The sequence below is a fragment of the Nocardiopsis algeriensis genome, assembly GCF_014203695.1.
GTDB classification, from domain to species: domain Bacteria; phylum Actinomycetota; class Actinomycetes; order Streptosporangiales; family Streptosporangiaceae; genus Nocardiopsis; species Nocardiopsis algeriensis.
Genome location: NZ_JACHJO010000007.1, coordinates 146919 through 162262, shown reverse-complemented (window position 1 = coordinate 162262; position 15344 = coordinate 146919). Strand labels below are relative to the sequence as shown.

Here is a 15344-nt window from a genome sequence, read left to right as displayed (position 1 = left end):
CATCATTGGCCTGCCTGCCACTGATTTTCCGTGCCCTCACCTGCTGAAATCCGTTCAAACATCTCTCGGCCCTGGTGCCACTCCTCATGGTGCTGCGGGAGGGTGGGAGGTACGGCGTCCGGCGGCTCCTGGGCATGGCGGTCGGCGCGGACGGCCGACGGGCCGTCTGGTACCCCCTGGCAGGGGGCGACGGAACAGCGCGCCGGCGGGCCGTCAGCGTGCAGATGCGCCATCTGGCCGCGGTTCCGCCCCGGCCCTGAGGACGTCAGTCCGCCGCGGCGATGCGGGACAGGGCGTAGGACCACACCTGGTCGACCAGGGTGAAGCCGGCCCAGGCCAGGGCCGCGACCGCGGCCAGGGTCAGGGCGCCGGCGAGGGCGAACACCGTGCCGGCCAGGGCGTGGCGCACGGTGCGGTGATCAGGGCCCCGGCCGGTGGGCGCGCCGCCGTTCACAGGGGCCTCCTCAGTGCGGGTTCGGCCGGAGCGCGCCCGGTGGCGGGCGGCCGGGACGCCAGGGCGGCCGGCGCGGCGTCCTCGCGGTCCAGGATCCAGCGCAGCAGGACGCGCAGGCTCTCGTCGACCGCGCCGTCGGGGCCGGTGACGGCCGAGGTGAGCAGCACCCGCACCTGGCCGAAATCGGCCTCGGCGGCCGTGAGCAGGTTGCCCAGCCCCAGGGTGTCGCGTGCCCACTCCTGGACCGGGGCCGGGCCCGGATGGAGCGCGGTGCCCCGCAGGAGGTCGCCGCGCGTGACCACCACCGCCAGCCGGGTGCCTCTGCGGCCCCGGCCCAGGATGCGCTGCTGGCGCTGGATCTCGTCGCGCACCGCCCCGTAGGCCAGTTCGGGGTCGCGGGTGTGTGAGCGCTCCCGGGCCAGGAGCTCGCGCTCGGCCGGGCTCAGCGAACGCCACACCGCCTCGATCCCCAGCGGATCCACCGCGAGCACGAATGTGGTGGCCTGCCCCAGGTAGGTCAGTTCCTCGGCGGTCGCCGAGCGGTTGAACCGCTCCCCGGCGGCGTCGAACAGGTGCATCACCAGGGCACTGCGCCCCGAACCCATGCGCAGCGTCACCCCGCGCACCTTGCGCCCCGGAGGTGTGGGCCGGGTCCGGTGGCCGGGGGAGAGCGCCCGCGCCCCCTCGCGCAGCCGGTGCCCCGCCTCCTCGCCGACCGCCTCCACCCAGGTGTCCCCCGAACTCCGCGCGGCCTGCTCCAGGGCCAGGTGCAGACCCGCCATCAGCCGGGTCTTGCCCGCACCCGTGCCGCCGAACAGGGGGAGGAGGAACTCGTGCGCCTCGCCCGGGCGGTGCTCCAGCGGACGAGCGCAATGGGGGCACAGCGCCTCCGTGTCGGCCGAGCCCAGCATGAGCAGCGTCGGCATCTCCTGGCCGCACAGGCACGTGCGCACCAGCAGCCCCCGCGCCCCGGGGCGCACGGACCGGTGGCGCCTGCCGCAGCGCCCGCAGCGGTAGGCCGGGTACCGCAGGTGCCGGTAGCAGTCGGGGCACACCATGCGCACGCCGCGTCCCGCCCGCAGCGACGTGTCGGCCGCGCGCAACGCGCCCGCCACCGCCCAGGCCGCCGCCGTGTATCCCGCCACGACCGACGCGTGCAGCAGGAAGTGGGGTGCCAGCAGCGCGCCCCACACGGAGGTGCCCTCCCCGGTCCGGCGCACGATGTCGTACAGGTCCCACCAGGCCGGGCCGCCGTGGTATCCGCGATGGGCGGGGTCGTCGCGGCCCTCGGGCACCGGCTCCTCCCGGTGGCCGCCCTCGACCATCACCCGGTACGTCTCACGCAGGTACACCCAGGTGAGCACGCACAGCCCCACCGACAGGCCGGTGGCACCGGCGATCGCCACCAGGCTCACCGCCGCGGCCAGGATCCACCAGCGGAAGACGACCGCGACGGCGATCAGTACCGCCGCCCCCGCCGCCGCCGTCACCGCGGCGGCAGGCCGCGCCGCCCCGGCATCGGCGCCCAGGACACGCCGCCGGGCGCCGGGCCGACCGCTCTCGGCGGCCGCCCCGAACGGGGCGCGCGCACCGGGACCCGGCGGGATCCGCCCCGGGAGGCCGCCGCCTCGGCAGGGAACTCTCACACGCGCCTCCCGACCCAGCGGGAGAACAGGTGACCGCTCGGCGCGCGCCACTCCTGCACCCAGGTGTCGAAGCCGGCCGCCTCCTCACGCGGCAGCTTTCTGCGCACACCCGCCACGTGGCGCCGCCGCCACGTGGCCAGCGCCGGGGAGAGCACCTCCCGCTCCAGGCTCAGGGCCCGGCCGCCGCGCTCGCCGACCAGGCGGGCCACGCGGTACACGCGGGCCGCCGTCCCGGTGTCGGGGCTCTCGCCCTCCAGCCTGACGGCCGCCGCCGACCGGTAGGCGGAGAAGACCCCGTCGGGGCACTCCCGCAGCGCCTCCGCGACCCTGAGCGGATCGTCCCAGTTCAGGAGCAGGTCGGCCACCGTGCGCCGGGCCATCTCGGCCGCAGCGGGGTGCACCCCCGGCAGCACCCGGTACACCGGCTCCAGCAGCCGGGGGCCGTGCTCGGTGCCGCTGCGGCGCACCTCGGCCAACTGGGAGGCCACCATCGCCCAGTCGCCCACCACGCCCAGCGCCTCCTCCGGAAGACGGTCGCCCATCCAGTGGCGCGAGACCTCCTCGACCAGTTCGTGCCAGTCCCTCTCGCCGCCCGGCGGGGGCACGGCCACCAGCGCCCGCGCCACCCACTCGCCCGCCTCCGGGCACACCCGGGGCCCCGGCCGCAGCCCGCGCAGGGTGAGCAGTGCGGCCCGGGGGCCGTGGCCGGGCCCCCACACCCGCACGAGGAGGTCGGCGTCCAGGTCGTGCCCGGCGATGCCCGGGGCACCCGCGGCACGCCCTTCCCCGCGCACCGCCATCACCGCCGCCAGCAGGCGCACCGGGTCGGAGCGGTCGTCGGTGCCCAGCAGGCGCAGTTCGCGCAGCAGCGCACCCGAGCCGCCGCGATCGCCGGAGAACAGGGCGCCCGCCGGACCGGCGGCCAGCACGGCCAGCCGCTCGCGGGGCAGGGCGCAGAGACGCTCGGCCGCGCCGCGCCGCATCTCCGGGTGCGTGCCCAGCAGGGCCGCCACCGCAGGGGAGGGGACGGCACCTGGGGCGGCGGCCAGCAGCGGGGCGACGGTGTCGCGTCCGTAGCGCTCCAGGCTGACCGCGGGCGGCACCAGCCCGCCCGCCCGCGCCCAGTCGAGCAGTTCCACCACCCGTTCCGGCCGCAGCGGGCCGCGCGTGTCCTCCAGCAGCGCGGAGATGCGCCCCCGCACGGCCGTGCGCACCGGTTCGGAGCGCAGCGGCGCCACCGGCGGGGCGGCCGTCCCCGCGGCGACGGCGTCCAGGCTGCGGCGGGCCAGCATGCGCTCCAGGCGTTCGGTGACCGGCGCCGAGCCCGACCGGTGCGCGACCTTCTGCAGGTCGGCCAGCGCCCGGTCGTCGAGTTCGGAGGAGCCCGTGTCCAGGATCCGCGACACCAGCGCGGCGGTATCGGCCGGGGCCAGCCGCTCCACCGCCTCCGCCAGCCACGCGCGTACCGCCCGTACCTCCCGCGGGCCCTGCTCGGCGCCGCCGCGCAGCGCGGTCGCGGCCAGGACCGGGTACCAGTCGGCGAGGGAGGTCTCCCGGCCCGAGGCGTGCCGGGCACAGGCCCGCCACAGGTCCGCGGCCTTCACCGGTCCCGTGCGCACGAGCCTGGTCGCCACCGCCCAGGCCTCGGCCGAGGGCCGGGGAAGGGTGTCCGCGGAGGCGGACTCCGGGTCCACGACGGTGAACCGGCCGCGCAGGGTGTCGGTGTCGGTCCCGGGCGCGACACCGACCACGTGCACGGGCGTCTCGTCGGGGTCGGCGCTGTAGGTGGCGAAGGACAGCGCCCGGGCCCGCCCGGGCGGCAGCAGGTGCGCCAGGGCCGCCACCCAGTGGGCGACCGCCTCGCTGCCGGCCACCAGGACCAGCGGCCGGCCGCCGCCCACCGCGCCGTCCGCGGCCGCCAGCAGCGCCGCCACCAGTTCGGGCGGCCGGCGGTGCAGCCAGGCGTGCGTGCGGGAGCGGTCCAGGGGGCCGACGCGGACCTCCAGGCCCGGCAGGTCGGGAGCGGCCACCGGCGCCGACACCCAGAAGTCCGCCCCCCACAGCTCGGCGGGCAGCGGACCGCACGCCCCCACCAGGCTGTGCACGAAGTAGTTGCCCGGCCGCCCCGACGGGTCGTCCCCGCACGAGACCACCCTGCTCAGCACCGGGACCCCGCCCAGGTCCGGCGAGTAGCAGAGGTTGACCGGGTGCTCCTCGACCCGGTCGGGAGCCAGGGTGCGCGGGGGCTCGTAGACGGTGAACCGCTCGACCTCGCGCAGCACCCGCGGGTCGACACCGGGCGTGGCCGCGTTGAACTGGTACCCGGCGTAGCCCGACAGCCCGCGCTCGCACGAGGTGTAGTAGAGCTGGGCGTAGCCCATCGGCGTGTCCTTCGGTCGGATCTGGGACGGCCCGGTCACGCGCCCTCCCGGGAGGGGACGACACCGAACTCGCTGAGCATCCACAGGAAGGGGTCGGCCACCCGGTAAGGGCGCACACCGCCCTGGACGCGGTTGTCGGCGTCGGGGGTGTGGCCCAGGGCCGACACCCCGAAGTAGCGCGCGTTGGCGTAGTGGTTGGCGACGTGGCCGTCGATCCCGCCTCCGTCCCAGCGGTCCAGCAGCTGGCGGATCTGGGCGTGCACGTCCTGGCTGTCGGACTCGTCGAAGTAGGGCGCCGTGGGCTGGGGCCTGCGCAGCGGGGAACCGGCGTCCAGCTGTTCGAGGAAGGCGTCGAGCTTGGTCAGGCACACCGCGATCGGCACCCGGATCAGACGGGACGAGCCCTCCTTGCGCAGCAGCAGATCGGTGACCCGGCCCAGCATGTCCAGCGGGAGGTTCTCCGCGCCGCCGGGGGCGGGCATGCGGGTCCCGGCGGCGGCGGCCTCGCGCGCACCGCGCATCTGCAGGGGGTCCAGGAGCAGGATCACGCCGTCGGCGTTGTTGAGGTAGCGCAGGTTCTCCTCGACGCTGGCGTCGGAGGTGAGGTCCTCGCCCGCGGTGTCGAAGAACGACAGCAGCGTGTGGTGCGGCCGCCTGCCGGTGAGGCCGCGCCGCTGAGTGGTGAAGCGGAACACCAGGGGCTCGCGGGCCACCCCGGCGCGGCGGGTGGCGCCCAGCAGGCGCGCTCCGTCGTAGAGGGGGGACTCGTAGTCGGCGCGGAACCGGTGGCGGGTGTGGTCGTCGGAACCGCCCACCGACGCCTGGAAGCGCGAGCCCACCCGGTTCATCAACTCGTGGATGAGCACCGTCATGAACACGGTCTTGCCGGCGTCGCGGGCCCCGACCAGCGCGATGAGGCGGCTGCGGATCCGGCCGAAGTTCACCGGCAGCTGGGCGTGGCAGGTGGCGCACACCTGCTTGCCGGTGGTGGCCGAGCACCCCGGACAGCGGGCCTGGGCGCGGCGGCCGTCGGCGGTGAACACCGGCGGCAGGTGCTCGCGCCTGCCCAGGTGGGCGCGGAGCGCGGGGTCCTCCGCGGGTTCGCACGCCCGGCCGTCGGGACCGGGGCGGCCGGTGCACCGGAAGCGGATCTCGCGTTCGGCGAACCGGGAGTAGCAGTAGGGGCACACGAGGCGGTCGCCGCGCAGCGCCAGCGGGGGCTTGGGCAGGGTCACCGCTCCTCCTGGAGGACGCACCGGACCCCGGGCCGGGGCGGAGCGTCTCCGGCCCTCCGGCGCGTGCGGCGGGGAACCGGGGCGCGGGGCGAGGGCCGAGCCGGTACGGCGGACCCCCGCTCCCCGGGAGGGCGGGGCCGGGTGCGGCACGGGCGGGCGCGGACCCGGACGTTCACCCGGTGGCCGGGCGGGGGAGTTCTCACAGGCGCAGTTCCTTCACGGACGGCTGGCGGAGGCGTACACCCGGGGTGTCCCCGCCGACGGGAAAGCACATGAGCCACCCCGAGCGCGGCGGCCGGACCCGCAGGGAGACCTGTTCGCCCGCCTCCAGGTGCCGGGCGGGGAACACGGCCAGGACCCGGCCCTGGCCCGGGCCGTGCGGCTGGACGGCGCCCTCGGCGTGGACGACGGCGATCTCGGGCGCGGCGCAGGCGGACTCGGCGGTCAGGCTCACCCGCCGCTCCCGGCGCAGCAGGCCGACCGGTGCGATCCGGTAGGCGAGCACGCTCCATCCCGGCACGGTCGTCACGGCCGGGACACCGGCGGCCTCGCCGGTACCGGTGGTGGCGAGCGTGCGCACGGCCACGCGCACGGAGCCGGTGCCCATGGGGGCCTCGAAGCCGCCGTCCGACTCGTACCGGAGGCGGGTGCACACCCGCCGGCCCAGCTCCTCGCCGCTCTCGTCCGAGCACCACGACACAGCGGCGGTGGCGGCGCCGTCGGGCCAGGTCCACCCCAGCCGCACCACGCCGTCGAACCGCTCGGCACGGAGCCCCGCCACGGGCGGGACCGCGACCACCCGCACCCGTGCCCCGGCCACGGCCCGGTCCCCGGCCAGGGTCACCGCGAGCACGTGGTGGGCCCCCGGCTCCAGCACCACCGGAGCGGACACGACCCGGTCCACCGCATCGGCACCGACCCGGCCGCGGGGCGTGTGCCCTGCGGGGGCACCGTCGGGGCCGGCGTCCCCGGGCGCGGCTGCGTCCTCCGGGGCCTTTTCCGGCCCGGTGCCGGACACGGGGCGGGTGCGTTCTCCTGCGGGGCCGGCGTGACCGGTCCGCAGCGGCACGGGTGCTGCCTCCTCCACCGGGGTGCCGCCGACCGGTGCGGTGAGGCAGCTCCCCGCCGTCCCGGAGCTGCCGGGGCCCCGATCGTGCACGTGCCCGGAGGCGGTGCCGGCACGGCGCTCGCCGCCGCGCCCGGGAGGCGCGGTCACCGGGACGGCGCTCGGTTCCCCGACGGCCGCGGCGGCGCGGCCGTCCTCCCCGGACATCTCCGCCGGGGGGCCGCCGGGTCGGGACGCGGCCGGGTGGCCGCTGCCGAGCGCGCGGACGCCTTCCGCCCCGAAGGCGTCCGCGTCGTCCGCGTCGTCTGCGCCCGCATCTGTCGCAGGCCCGCCGACCTCCGGGAAAGGAGCGCGTGCCCGTGCCGAAGGCGTGCCCATCGCGGCCCCGGCGCCTGCCGGGCCGGCGGCCTCCGCGGGTACCCGGGGAGCCCCGGCGTCCTCGTCGGCCCGGGGCAGGGGAACACCGTCCGGGGCGGGGAGGCCGTGCGCGGGCGGGGCGGTGTCCGCCGGGACGGCGGCGGGGAGCAGCTCGCGGCCGTAGACGGCGAGGTCGGACAGGGGGACCGCGGCGCCCTCGGGCCACGGGGGCGGCTCGGCGGCGGCACGCAGCACGACGCGGCCGTGCGGCGGGCGGGTCCACTCGGCGACGAAACCGCTGTCGCCGGGCACCACCCGCAGGACGTCGACCGGAACCGGGGCAGGACCCGGGACCACGCGCCGGATCGTGCCGGCCGACCCGCGGGCGTGGCCGCTGGAGGTCAGGTACACCGCCCGGATCCGGTAGAAGTACTCGGTGCCGGAGCGCACCCCCGTGTCGCGGAACCCCGTGCCGTCGTTGGGCACGCGCACCACGTCGCCGCCCGGACGGGGCGGGGCTCCCTCGCCGCGCACCACCTCCACGCTCACCGCCTCGGGCGGTACACGCCAGGTCGCGGTCACCGCGTCCTCCCCGGTGTGCACCAGCAGGTCGCCGACCTCCGGGGTGAGCATCACCGGCGGTGTGATCACGGGCTCCGACACCGCCCTTCCGCAGCGGACCGCCGCCACCGCGTAGCGGACCTCGGCCCCCACCGGAATTCCGGTGTCGGTCAGCGAGGTCCCCGACAGCTCGCCCAGCGGCACCTCGCGGGCACCCGGCCCCCGGCCGATCCGGCGGGCCACGCGGTAGCTGATCCGGCCCGCAAGGCTCGGGCTGGGCTGCCAGGACACCACCGCGCCGTGCTCGCCGGTGTCGGCGGTGGCGGCGCGCGGCGGCAGCGGCTCCACCTCGCCCAGGCGCGCGGGGATCTCGTCGTCGTCGGCGGCCAGGCGCGCGGCGGTGTCCAGCGCGCGGGCCGCCGCCTCGGGATCGCCTCCGCGGAGCTCGCGGTCGGCCTCGCGAAGCAGGTCCTCCACCCGGCGCACCCGCTCGCGCACCAGCTCGGCCAGGCCGTGGTCGCGGGGCAGGTCCGCCGCGGCGGCCTGCGCCCGGCGCAGGCGGTCGGCACCCAGCAGCTCGCGCACCTCGTGCTCGGCCCGCGCCGTGCCGCCGGAGCCGGCCGCGGCGGTCGAGCGCCGCACCGACGCGGCCAGCAGCAGCGCCTCCTGATCGGCCAGCCCCCGGTGGATCCAGGGCCGGGCCAGCCCCTTCTCGCCCAGGGCGCCGGGGCGTTCCCGAAGGTCGCCCACCACCTCCCACAGCACGAGCGCGTCGCGGGCCGGGGGACCCTCGCACGAGCGCAGGATGCTCAGCACGTTCTCGGCCGCGGCCTTGCCCTCGGTCATCGGTTCCACCTGGATGCGGCGCACGGCCGCGGCCAGGGCCTCGTCGTCCAGGACGGTGCCGTCGCGCAGGCGGAAGCCCTCCAGGAGGGTGAAGCCGCGTGCCAGCCGCTCGGAGCCGAACACCACCGCCGGGGAGAAGGCGGCCCCGCAGGTGCGCAGGTTGTCGCGCAGGGTCCGGAAGGTGCGCACCGGCGGTGACAGCGGCAGCTGCGGCAGCTGCTCGACCACCCGCACGCCCCGCTCACCCAGGACGCGTTCGGCGGTCTCCTCGTTCACCCCCACCGAGCGCGCCATCGCCTGGAAGACCTGCCGCTCCAGGACGGAGGTGCTGAGACCGCCCGCGATGTCGGACCACTCGGTGAGGGCACGGCCGGCCGCCTCGGCCCGTACCCGGTGGAAGTGCCCGTGGGTGAGCACGCCCTCGCGCTCCAGGCGCTCGTGTGCCGCCACCAGGTCCACCAGTACCTTGCGCAGGCTGCGGCGGCGGCTCTGCATGCCCCGCCAGTAGGTGCACACCGCCGCCACGTGCGCACGGAACGCCTCCGGGTCGGCGCCGAGCCTGCGTTCCAGGCCCGGCCCGATGCCGTAGCGCACGAACAGGTCCTCGGGCGGGCCGCCGGTGCGCGCCGCCGTGAGCACCTCTTCCTCGTAGCGCTGCCGTTCCCGGGCGTCCCAGGGCATCGTGCCCGCAGCTCCCTCCGTGGGTGGTCCGTCCGGCCGGTCAGCCGGAGGTGCGTATCATCGCGACGGCCTCGCGCGCCTCGCGGACGTCGTCGTGGCTCATCCCGCCGATCTGGACGTCGAAGCGGATCTCCTTGCCGCTGCCGGGGTCCCAGCCGCGCACCCGCAGCAGACCGGTCTCGCCGAGGCGGAACTCGATCCGGAAGGGCGTGCCCGCCGGTCCCTTGGGCAGCCCGGTGAGCAGGGCGTCGCCGATGCGGACGTTGTGCTCCAGCTCCTCGGAGGCCACCGAGCCCGCCTGCTCCCAGACGTCGATCTCCACCTGTTCCTGGTCCGGCCAGACGGTCGCGAACCCGTCCTCGACCGTGACCGGCAGCGGGGTGTTGGCCTCGATGAGGTGGCTGATGTACTGGCGGGCGCGGCCGGGGTCGGTGGCGAACAGCGGGTCGGTGCTGTCGGTGGCCTTGACGCCGAACGCCCGCGGGGACACGCTCGTGACGGTCTTGGCGGCGAGCTGCTCGACCTGTGCGCGGGTGATGCCCAGGGCCGCGCCGACCTCCTCCGCCCGCCGGGCGCGGTCGGTCGGCCCCGACACGTCCATGACGTTCTTGACCTGGCGGACCATGGCGAACAGCGCGGCCCCCTTGGCCACCGCCAGGTCGGGTTCGTGCAGGTGGGGGTCGAACCCGAAGCGTTCGCGCAGGGAGCGCGACACCGCGGGCATGCGGGTCATGCCGCCCACCAGCAGGACGTCGTCGAAGGAGTCCACCCCGCGTTCGCGCGCCATGGCGACGGTGCGCTCGGTGATGGTGAGGGTGCGCTCCAGGAGGTCGGAGGTGAGTGCCTCGAAGTCGCCCCGGGTCAGCTCCACCCGCACCGCCTCCCCGCCGAAGCGCAGGTTGTGGCGGGCGTGCTCACGGATGCTCAGCGACCGTTTGACCTGCTCTGCGGCGGCGGCCACGTCCTGCAGGAACTGCTCGTCGGCGCTCGGGTCGGGGCTGGGATGCAGGTCGGTGAACCGCTCCAGCATCAGGTCGGCGAGCTTCTCGTCCCAGTCGGCGCCGCCGAGCCGGTGGTCGCCGTCGGTGCACACCACCCGTACGTCGTTGTCCTCCACCCGGATGACGGTGGTGTCGAAGGTGCCCCCGCCCAGGTCGTAGACGAGCAGGTGGCGCACGCCCGCGCTGCTGTCCAGGCTCTGGTAGTGCAGGGCGGCGGCGACCGGCTCGGGCACGATGTCCAGCACGTTGAGCCCGGCGATCTGCCCGGCGCGGCGGGTGGCCTCCTTCTCGTGGATGCCGAAGTAGGCGGGCACCGTGATGACGACGTCCTCGACGGTGCTGCGGTCGTGCTCCCCGGCGGCGCGGGCCAGCTCGCGCAGGATGAGCGCGGAGACCGACTCGGGGGTGTGGCGCCGGCCGTGGAACTCGTAGTCCGCGGAGGCGCCCATCTGCCGCTTGACCAGGGACACGACCAGGTCGGGGTAGAGGAGGGCGGTGTTCTTGGCCTCCTCGCCGACCACCACGTTGCGGGCGGACTCGAAGTAGACCACGGAGGGGGTGGTGTCGTTGCCCACGGCGTTCTTGGCGATCGCGGCGCGACCCGTGTCGTCCACCGAGGCCACGCACGAGTAGGTGGTGCCAAGGTCGATTCCGTATGTGGTCATGTGCCTTTCCTGCTCACGGCTGGGCGGGTTCGACATGGCGGTAGAAGTGGGCCTGGACCCTGCGTCTGACCCGTCCCGTGGCGGTGTCGCGGAAACCGGGGGAGACGACGCGGGCGATGGTGCCCGACCGCGCGGGGTCGGGGTCGCTCACGGTGGACAGGGGGCGGTGCAGATCGGCGCGGAAGGGGTCGCCGACCCCGGCCTCCACGGGCTCGACACCGACCCGCTCCAGGGCGAGGAGGGCGTCGTCGGCCAGGCTCCCCAGCAGGGCGGCCAGCCGCTGCTCGCCGCGGTCGCGCAGGCCGTCGGCCTCGCGGGAGAGCTGCTCGTACAGGCGGATGAGATCGGAGATGACGGGATCCAGGAGGGCGCGCCGGTCGCCCGCCCTGAGCTCCTGGTTCTCGGCGTGCAGGCGGTCGATGACCGCCTCTCGGTGGCGGGCGCGTTCGTCGAGGGCGGCCAGGTGTGTGCCGAGGGCGGCCATGTGCGCCTCCAGGGAGGCCAGGCGCAGGTCGGGGGGAAGGGGAGGAGCGGGATGTCCGTCGGGCCGGGATCCGGGAGCCGCCGACTCCTCGACGGGCTCGGGAGGACCGCCGTGTGCCGTCATCGGTGCCGCCTTTCACCGCAGTTCTTCTTGTGGCGCTACCGGTTCTGCCCAAAGAGCATACTCCGGAGGAACCCTTCGAAAAAGGCGGACGCATCGCCGGTGAATAACCTGCTCGGTGCGGTGGTCATTCACCTGCTTTTGTTCTGTGCAGAGGTTTTTCGGGGCCTGTCCGAAACCGGTGTGCCTGGTGCGTCGGCGGCGGGAAGGGCGTCCAGCAGCGGGAAGGGCGCGGGTTCGGCGCCGGGGACTGTGGCCGGTGCGCCGCGGAGGGAAGCCGTGGCGGATGTGCGGAGGCGGGCGCGCGGCGGATTTCTGTCCTGGAATCTCCGAATGTGCCATGCGGGGCCAAACTTGCCCAGAAAAGGACAATTTTATTTCTGGTGTGCGGCAGGGAAGTCCGTATATGCAAAATGGGATGGAACAAAAACGGGACCCGCCCCGGCGGCGCACACCGCGGGACAGGCCCCGGCACCTGCGGACACAGGACGCCCGGGGCGGCGGTTCAGGCCCGGAGCCCGTCCATGCGCCGGCCCAGCTCCTCGGAGAGCAGGGACACGTACGTGCTGGTGATGTGCCCCGAGTCGCGGTAGACGATCACGTTGCCGATCACCGCGGGGCACTCGCCGCGGGCGCAGAACAGGTCGCTCATGTCCACCAGGAACGCCTTCCCCGGCAACTGCGCGACGACCTCCTCCTGCGGGTCCTCGCGTTCGAACGCCTGCTCCTGCGGGACCGCGCACTCCTCCGGGCCGCCGGATCCGGCCACGCACTCGACCACGTCCCTCCTCTGGCGCGGGGTGTCGCGCACGGCGACGATCCGGTCCGTCACCTCCGCCACCTCCCGCCACAGGGTGAGCATGCCCTCGGCCATCAGCTCGGCCCCCTCCTCGGGGCTCTCCGCGCCGACCGGCCGCGCGGCCGTGGAGGAACTGGTCACCACGGTGTCGGGCCGCAGCTCGGCCAGCTCGCCGACCACGGCGCGGTTCCACGTACGGCACTCCTCGTACTCCCCGCCCCCGGCGTCCTCGACCGCGGTGTCGGTGAACGCACAGGAGGACTTGGTGTACAGGACCAGGCGCCAGCCGCGCTCCTCCCCGAGCTCCAGGAGCGCGGTCACCCACTGGGCGCTGTGCGAGTCGCCCACCACGGCGACGGTCTCGCGGGCGTCCTCGTCGCCGTACACGCACGGGTCACCCGGATCGGTGGCCGGGGGCGGGGCCTGGCAGCCGTCGCCGTACAGGACCGGCGCGTCCTCCTCGGCATCGATCGGCGACGGGTAGAGCGGCCCCTCGACCGAGGCCCGGTCCAGCGCCTCGGGGCCCACGTGGACCCGCGGGTCGAAACCGACGGACCGGACCTGGTCCACACGCACGTACAGCACCGCGCCGACCGCGGCCACGGCCAGCACGCCCGCCACGGCCCCGGCGGCCGCACCGCGCCCGCTCCGGATCAGCCCCCGCTCGCGCACCGGGTCCTCCACCCACACCTTGGTGGCCCACGCCATCAGCACCGAGAGACCGCCCACCGCGACCGCGCCGAGGAGGCCGAGCCGGTCCGTGCCGGCGAGCACCAGGGCGAACACGGTCAGCGGCCAGTGCCACAGGTACAGCGAGTACGACACGTCACCTCCCCAGCGGGCCGGGGCCGTACTCAGCAGGGCCGACGCCGACAGGCGGCTCCGGGACTCCTCGGCGGCGATCACCGCGGCGCCGCCCAGGACCGGCAGCAGGGCGGTCCAGCCCGGGAACGGGGTGGCGCCGCCGTAGAGCAGCGCGGAGGCCGCGATCGCGGCCAATCCCAGCCACCCCAGCGGCAGGCGCAGGCGCTCCGGCAGGCTCCCGCGGGCCAGGGCGATAGCGAGCAGGCCGCCCACGGCCAACTCCCAGGCGCGCGTGACCGGCAGGAAGTACGCGGAGGACTCGCCGGCCATCGCCACCGAGCAGGCCAGCGACGCGACCAACAGGGCGCCCAGCAGCACCGCCAGCATTCCGCTGCCCGCCCGCCACCGGCGCCGGCACAGGGCCCACAGCACGAACAGGAGCGGCCACACCAGGTAGAACTGCTCCTCCACCGAGAGCGACCAGAAGTGCTGCACCGGGCTCGGCGGGGCCTCGGCGGCCAGGTAGTCCACCGACTGCCGCGCCAGGTAGAGGTTCTCCACGTACGCGGCCGAGGCGACCAGCTGCCACATGGTGTCGGTCAGGCGCGTCACCGGCAGGACGGCGAGGGACACCGCCCCCGTCACCACCAGGACGGCGGTGGCGGCGGGCAGCAGGCGCCGCACCCGGCGCACGTAGAAGCCCCGGACCGAGACACGGCCCCCCGCCACCGCCTCCCGGTACAGCTGCGAGGTGATGAGGAAGCCCGAGATCACGAAGAAGACGTCGACGCCGACGTAGCCTCCGGGAAGCAGGCCGGGATCGAGATGGTGGACGAGGACCAGGAGGACGGCGACGGCGCGCAGACCCTGGACCTCGGGCCGGAAGCGGCGCTGCGCGCCAGGGGCCCGGACGGCCGGGGCGCGGTCACCGGAAGCGGCGGTGGACTGCATCGGGCGGACTCCGCAGGAGACGGGGACAGGATGCGGTTCGTACATTTTGTTGCCCCCGGCGCGCCCGCGACGCGGTAAAAGGCGGCACGACAGGCGCTGTTCGGCCGAAGACAAGCGCCGGGACACCTTTCCTTGGCCACAAGTTCGCCCGACCCCCGGCATATCGGTGCGTGCGCTCCAGATGTCCGGCAGACTGGTTCTGCGGAGAACGTCCGGCCCACGCCACACCCCCCTCCGCGCCCTGAAGGCAGGCCCGTCCCGTGGCCGCGCGCGAGAGGAGGCCCACAGTCACCCCCGTCACCCTCCCGCGGGTCGTCCTGGCCGCCCTCGCCGTGGCGCTCGTCCCGGCCGCGCTCTACCCCCTGACCGGCCCCTGGGGCCTGCTGTGGGTCCCCCTCGTCCTGCTGGTCGGCGGCGCCGTGCTGCTCGGACGCCTGCACCGCCGCGCCCCCGAACCGCCCCCCGCGGAGGAGAAGGAGACCCGCCCCGCGCCGATGGGCAACGGCAGGCGCCTGCGGACCGTCTCCCTGCCCAGCGCCGCTGCCGACTACGACCTCCAGTTCTCCGCGGTGGTCCACTGGCGCTGGTCCGGCCACGTCGACCTGCGCCTGCGCAACCCCGCAGGCCCGGCCGCGCTCGCGGTCGTCCAGCGCGCGGCGGAGCTGGCACGGAAGACCGACCCCGCCGACGAGGGCATGGCCGAGTGCGAGCTGGCCGCCCGCCTGGCGGTGGAGACCGCCGTCATCGGCAGCGGCATCGTGGTGTGGGCGGAAGAGGTGAGCCTGTGCCTGGCCGAGGGCGACGCCGCACGGCTGCGCCAGATGGCGGACCTGCGCAAGGACCGCGAGCTGCGCGAGGCGATCCGCATCGCCGAGGTGGAGCTGTCGGAGGCGTTCGCCTCCGTGGGCGGACCGGCCGACGAGCTGCTCGGCGACCTGGAACCGCTGGACGACGAGGCGGACCCCCTGCCGGGGCCGGGAAGCGACGTCGACAGCGAGGGATACGAGAGTTATTGGTGGCCCGCCGACGAGGGCGGGGACGGCCACGACTCCGCCGAACGCGACGTGCAGGTGGCCATCCTGCGGGGCATGATCGACTCCCTGGACGAGGGCCCGCGCCGGGCCTCGTTCGCCCGCGACCAGATGCGCGTCCTGGAGAGCGGCGGCTTCGACGAGGTCGCCCGCCGCGTCCGCGCGATGTACCCCGACGCCGGGGAACGTGAGGACGAGGGCAGCGAGGGCGAGGACTCCCGCGCCGACCGCTGAGCGGCCGTGCGCGGGAGGCGCTCGGGCA

10 protein-coding genes are annotated in these 15344 nt (G+C 75.6%); 2 read left to right on the top strand and 8 right to left on the bottom strand.

What is annotated here, in order from left to right:
* Positions 1 to 86 precede the first annotated feature (86 nt).
* Positions 87 to 260, top strand: coding sequence for a hypothetical protein (locus tag FHS13_RS12760; protein WP_221442844.1), 174 nt, complete (start codon positions 87 to 89; stop codon positions 258 to 260).
* Between the two features lie 5 nt (positions 261 to 265).
* Here FHS13_RS12760 and FHS13_RS12755 read toward each other — a convergent pair whose 3' ends face one another.
* From FHS13_RS12755 to FHS13_RS12720, 8 genes are all read right to left on the bottom strand, one after another.
* A complete protein-coding gene (locus tag FHS13_RS12755) occupies positions 266 to 454 on the bottom strand; it encodes a hypothetical protein (RefSeq protein ID WP_184291872.1) in 189 nt (62 codons plus the stop codon).
* Complete coding sequence (locus tag FHS13_RS12750) at positions 451 to 2100, bottom strand: TRAFAC clade GTPase domain-containing protein (RefSeq protein ID WP_184291870.1); 1650 nt, start codon at positions 2098 to 2100, stop codon at positions 451 to 453. Before FHS13_RS12750 ends, FHS13_RS12755 begins: the two co-directional genes overlap by 4 nt.
* Positions 2097 to 4520: a GTPase-associated protein 1-related protein gene (locus FHS13_RS12745; protein ID WP_184291868.1), complete on the bottom strand. Its 2424-nt coding sequence runs from the start codon at positions 4518 to 4520 to the stop codon at positions 2097 to 2099. Before FHS13_RS12745 ends, FHS13_RS12750 begins: the two co-directional genes overlap by 4 nt.
* The gene (locus FHS13_RS12740; RefSeq protein WP_184291865.1) at positions 4517 to 5716 is read right to left on the bottom strand and encodes a TRAFAC clade GTPase domain-containing protein; all 1200 of its coding nucleotides are present in this window, start codon (positions 5714 to 5716) and stop codon (positions 4517 to 4519) included. The genes FHS13_RS12745 and FHS13_RS12740 overlap by 4 nt, the downstream gene beginning before the upstream one ends.
* A gap of 199 nt (positions 5717 to 5915) precedes the next feature.
* Entirely contained in the window at positions 5916 to 9227 is a 3312-nt protein-coding gene (locus FHS13_RS12735) for a SaeA-related protein (protein ID WP_184291863.1), read from the bottom strand.
* A 40-nt stretch (positions 9228 to 9267) separates the two neighbouring features.
* Positions 9268 to 10893 carry an Hsp70 family protein gene (locus tag FHS13_RS12730; RefSeq protein WP_184291861.1) on the bottom strand — a complete coding sequence of 542 codons (1626 nt, stop codon included), beginning with the start codon at positions 10891 to 10893 and terminating at the stop codon, positions 9268 to 9270.
* Positions 10894 to 10906: 13 nt separating this feature from the next.
* Positions 10907 to 11500, bottom strand: coding sequence for a nucleotide exchange factor GrpE (locus FHS13_RS12725; protein ID WP_184291859.1), 594 nt, complete (start codon positions 11498 to 11500; stop codon positions 10907 to 10909).
* Between the two features lie 502 nt (positions 11501 to 12002).
* On the bottom strand, positions 12003 to 14051 hold the full coding sequence (locus FHS13_RS12720; protein WP_184291857.1) for an acyltransferase family protein: 2049 nt from the start codon (positions 14049 to 14051) through the stop codon (positions 12003 to 12005).
* Positions 14052 to 14311: 260 nt separating this feature from the next.
* On the opposite strand from FHS13_RS12720, the gene FHS13_RS12715 reads away from it, so the two are divergent.
* Positions 14312 to 15316, top strand: a complete 1005-nt coding sequence (locus FHS13_RS12715; protein ID WP_184291855.1) for a hypothetical protein — start codon at positions 14312 to 14314, stop codon at positions 15314 to 15316.
* The last annotated feature ends 28 nt before the right edge of the window (positions 15317 to 15344 follow it).